Here is a 4,370-nt window from a genome sequence, read left to right as displayed (position 1 = left end):
ACCTGACCAGTTACCCGACGTCGAGGTTCCGCTTCGACCGCGCGGAACGTGCGCGGGCACCCGGGTGAGATCCGTTCTGGAACGGCGGGTGGCCGGCTCCCCGCTTCTTGCGGAGCCGGCCACCGACACCGTTCGGATGTGGCTGCTCTTCGGCAACCTGCGCTATGCGGGATCCTGGGCGTTGATGATTCGTGTCGCCTCGGCATCGGTCAGGTCGTAGTGCAGGAAGTCGTGATAGAACGTCTTCGTTTTCTGGACGATGTTCAGATCGGTGAACAGGTCGGGGTTCAGGGTCCTGGCTGCCCACTGGATCTGCAGTGCGCCCTCGACGCCGTACCGGTCCCAGAGGAAGACGCCGGATGGGTTGATGTAGGCCCGGTGGTTGCGCAGTGCCGGCTCGTTGGCCCAGAACGGATCGGTGGCCAGCTTGTCCAGTGTCTGCTGCCCGGTGTCGTTGCCGGCGATCGTGCTGCTGGCGAAAACGATCACGTCGGGGCTCCAGCTGGCGATCTGCTCCTTGGTCACCTGCTTGCCGTTGCCGCTGATCTGGGCGGCGTTGCGGCCTCCGGCCAGGGTGATCCAGTCATCGATGATGGTGTTGGTGCCGTCGACGGTCAGCGGGTTCAGTTGCCCCGCCCGGAGCGGGTGACTCCGAGCCCGGCAGCACCAGCGCCGCCACCCCCGCCGCCCAGGGGTGGTGCTGGGTCGCCTGCACAAGCCAGCGGCGTCGCAAGGCGTGGATGGCGAGGATGATCGAAGATCCACGAGATGCGCCGTAGCGATCCGTCGATGAGCCCAGTCGTCCCGGCGGGGCGACCTTGTCAGCCTCGGCCTCAGTCGAAGGCAGCTGCCCGCTGGGGCGTGGGGATGCGCTCGAGTTTGGTCCATCCGCGCCAGCCGCGTTCCTCCAGTAGCTCGAGGAGTCGAGGGGCGATCCGCACCGAGGCCAGGAAAACGGCATCGAGGAGCTGCGCGAGCTCGTCGGGCATGGCCTCCTGGTAGCCCTCCGGTCCCTCTCCCTCTCCGTCAGCCTCGATGAGGGCGACGAGCTGGTCACTCATGGTCGCGACGCGTGGGTCGTCCGGCTCCCAGTCCGCGGCGTGGACCAGATCGCGGTAGAACTGGAGGGTCGCCGGATCGTCGAGTTGCTGCTGCTTGGCCTTCATGTAGAAGGGCATGTGCTCCGGGAGCTGGGCGGCGATCAGGATCCAGGCGTCCCGCTCGCCTTCGACCATCCGGTCCGGCAGTCCGAGCGCGCGCATCCGGTCCAGGTAGGCCACCGCCTCCGGTGGTAATGCCAGGCTGTCCCCGGCCGCCAGCCGCGCGATCCGCGCGCGGTGTCGTTGGAGCTGTCTGATCTCCGCGCGCAGGCGCCGGTCGATGTCGGTGACGGCCGCGCCGAACTCCTGCTCGCCCGCGGCCAACAGTGCGCGCACGCGCGCGAGTGGCACACCGGCTTCGGCGAGGGTGCGGATGCGGACGAGCTCGACGACGGCGTGGGAATCGTAGCGCCGGTAACCGGAATGGTCGCGCTCCGGTTCCGGCAGCAGGCCCTTGGCATGGTAGTGCCGCACCGCGCGCACGGTGACGCCGGCGTACGACGCCAGCTGGCTGATCGTGAGCACCGTCCCAGTCTCCTATGTCGCGGGCACGCGCAGGAACAGCCGGCGCGACCAGAGGTAGCCGGCCAGCGCGATCAGGGCGGACCAGCCGAGCGCGAACCACAGGTCGGAGTCCGTGTGCGCCCCCGTCACGAGCGCCCGGAGAGTGTTGATCATCGGGGTGAACGGCTGATGCTCCGCGAACTGGCGCAGCCCGGCCGGCATCGCGTCGGTCGGCACGAAGCTGCTGCTGACGAACGGCAGGATCATCAGGAACAGCGGGGTGTTGCTGGCCGTCTCGACGCTGTCCGCTGCCAGACCCATGCCGACGGTCAGCCAGGTGAGCGAGAACGCGATGAGCATCAGCAGCCCGACCGCGCCGAGCCAGCCGAGCGGACCCGCGTCGCCGCGGAACCCGAGTCCGAACGCGAACGCCGCCACGATCACCACGGCGCATCCGGTCCTGATGACGGCGCCCAGCACGTGGCCGGTGAGCACCGACAGCCGGGCGATGTTCATCGTGCGGAACCGGGCGATGATCCCGGTGGTCATGTCGGTCGCGGTCGAGATCGCGGTGCCGAGCGCGACACTGGTGACAGTCAGGAACAGAATGCCCGGCGTGATGAACACCAGGTAGTCCCCGCGGTCTCCGCCACCGTCCTGGCCCGGCAGGCCGGCGCCGAGAGTCCCGCCGAACACGTACACGAACAGCAGCAGGAACAGGATCGGCTGCGCGATCAGCATGATCGAAAGCGATGGATAGCGGCGGACGTGCAGCAGGTTGCGCTTCAGCATCGTCGCCGAGTCACGGACGGTGTGGGCGGTGCTCATGCGGGGACCTCCTCGGCTGCGGGCGCCTCGGCCGCGCGGCCGGTGAGCGCGAGGAACACGTCGTCGAGGTCGGCGGCCCCGACCGTCAGGCCGGCCACGGCGGCGTCGTCGAGGCCGTGGAGCACACGGCGCAGCCCGGCGATGCTGCCGTCGCCGGGTATCTGCAGGGTGAGCGTCTCGGCATCGGTGGATGCCTGCGGATGCGCCGCCGATGCGACGGACAGCCCCGCCGCATCGGTGAACTGCACCGACACGTGCCCGCCGGGCACCCGACGCTTCAGTTCGGCGGCCGTGCCCTCGGCGACCAGGCGGCCCCGGTCGAGGACCCCGATCCGGTCGGCCAGCTGATCGGCCTCCTCGAGGTACTGCGTCGTCAGCAGTACCGTCACGCCGTCGGCGACCTGTTCGCGCACGATCGCCCACAGGTCGCGACGGCTGCGCGGGTCAAGACCGGCCGTCGGCTCGTCCAGGAAGATCAGCCGGGGCCGGGCGATGAGCGTCATCGCCAGGTCGAGGCGCCGTTTCATGCCGCCCGAGTAGGTCTGCGCCCGCCGGTCGGCCGCGTCGACCAGGTCGAAGCGTGCCAGCATCACGGTGACGGCGGTTGTCGCGGTCGCCCGGTCCAGGTGTGCCAGGTCGGCCATCAGCCGCAGGTTCTCGCGGCCGGTGAGCAGCTCGTCGATCGCCGAGAACTGCCCGGTGACACCGATCGCGGCGCGCGCCCCGGCAGGCTCGCGTCGTACGTCGAAGCCGGCGACGCGGATCTCGCCGTCATCCGGGGCCAGCAGCGTGGAGAGGATGTTGACGACGGTCGTCTTGCCGGCGCCGTTGGGCCCCAGGAGCGCGTAGACGGTGCCCGGAGCGACGGTCAGGTCGAGGCCGTCCAGCACGGTGTGGTCACCGTAGGACTTGGTGAGTCCGAAGACCTCGATAGCAGGTCTGGTAGCGGTCATGCCGCGATGCTGGAGGCCTGACGCAGGGTCAGGGTCAAGCCCCGGTTGGTCCCCCGCTCAGTCGAGGGCGGCGGCGTGGGCCAGCAGGTCGGCCCGCACGGTCGGCAGCAGGTGGTAGCCGCGCAGCGCCGGGTCATCAGCCAGCGCGTCGACGAGCGGCAGCGCGATGGCCGGCCCGTCGGCCATCGACGCCCCTCCAGCAGCTCGACCAGGCCGGCCTCCAGACCGAGGCCGGCCAGCAGCAACCCGATCCGATGCCGTGGCAGCCGTAACCGGATGAGCAGGCCTGCCCCGCCGAGCGCGATCGCGTTGAGGGGCCAGAACGCGGTGTCGACGGCGGGCTCCAGCCCGGCCGACAGCGGCGGCGAAACCTGCGGCCTCTGTGGATCAGCTGAACTCGGGCACCTGCTCGTCGAATCCGAGCGGGGTTGTTCTGGCGTTGACCCGCAGATTCAGAACGGCTGCCCGGTCAGCGGCCAGGTCACGCGGCTTTCGAGAACGTCGGCTCATGCGCTGGTAACGATGTGGCGGCGGGCCGAACGGGTCGGCTCGCCGCCTGCCCGTATGACATGTCAGCGCCGGTCGTCGCGGGAGGCGAACTCGTCGGGAATCCAGGCCGGCGCACGCTTGTCCATGAAGGCGCGCATGCCCTCCCGAGGTTCGGGGGAGTGCTGCAGGCCCCAGAACATCGTCGGGTAGTCGATCGGCCAGTAGTGCTCGCCGAGCATGCGCTTGACGTGCATCCGGGTGTCCGGAGCGGTCTGCACGATCTCCCGGACGGCCTAGACCGCCGCGTCCCGCAGCTGCTCGTGCGGCACGACCCGGCTGATCACGCCGAGGCGCTGCGCCTCGGTGGCGTCGAACCGGCGGGCCGACAGCATCAGGTCACGTGCCACCGCGACGTCGACATGGGCGGGCAGAACGGCGGCGTAGGTCGCGTCGATGATGCCCCGCAGCAGCTCCGGAACCCGAAACGTCGCCCGGT

The 4,370-nt window shown here is 69.8% G+C and carries 7 protein-coding genes; all 7 read right to left on the bottom strand.

The annotated features are described in order from the left end of the window. Positions 1–162: 162 nt before the first annotated feature. Complete coding sequence (locus G6R24_RS18645) at positions 163–717, bottom strand: ABC transporter substrate-binding protein (protein WP_163550485.1); 555 nt, start codon at positions 715–717, stop codon at positions 163–165. 116 nt (positions 718–833) lie between these two features. Beyond that, complete coding sequence (locus tag G6R24_RS18640) at positions 834–1,625, bottom strand: MerR family transcriptional regulator (RefSeq protein ID WP_163550484.1); 792 nt, start codon at positions 1,623–1,625, stop codon at positions 834–836. Positions 1,626–1,637: 12 nt separating this feature from the next. Beyond that, positions 1,638–2,432, bottom strand: a complete 795-nt coding sequence (locus G6R24_RS18635) for an ABC transporter permease (RefSeq protein ID WP_163550483.1) — start codon at positions 2,430–2,432, stop codon at positions 1,638–1,640. Further along, complete coding sequence (locus G6R24_RS18630; RefSeq protein ID WP_163550482.1) at positions 2,429–3,385, bottom strand: ABC transporter ATP-binding protein; 957 nt, start codon at positions 3,383–3,385, stop codon at positions 2,429–2,431. Before G6R24_RS18630 ends, G6R24_RS18635 begins: the two co-directional genes overlap by 4 nt. Positions 3,386–3,442: 57 nt before the next feature. Next, on the bottom strand, positions 3,443–3,571 hold the full coding sequence (locus G6R24_RS23445; protein ID WP_263864088.1) for a hypothetical protein: 129 nt from the start codon (positions 3,569–3,571) through the stop codon (positions 3,443–3,445). A gap of 386 nt (positions 3,572–3,957) precedes the next feature. After that, positions 3,958–4,152, bottom strand: a complete 195-nt coding sequence (locus G6R24_RS24600) for a hypothetical protein (protein WP_225438719.1) — start codon at positions 4,150–4,152, stop codon at positions 3,958–3,960. 15 nt (positions 4,153–4,167) lie between these two features. Beyond that, the coding region (locus tag G6R24_RS24595) for an enoyl-CoA hydratase-related protein (RefSeq protein WP_263864087.1) at positions 4,168–4,370 on the bottom strand (203 nt) is incomplete at its 5' end.

It is taken from the genome of Candidatus Frankia nodulisporulans (genome assembly GCF_902806475.1).
In the GTDB taxonomy this organism is placed as follows: Bacteria; Actinomycetota; Actinomycetes; order Frankiales; family Frankiaceae; genus Frankia; species Frankia umida.
Note: the sequence above shows the minus strand (reverse complement) of the source record. Positions and strands in the feature narration are given on the sequence as shown.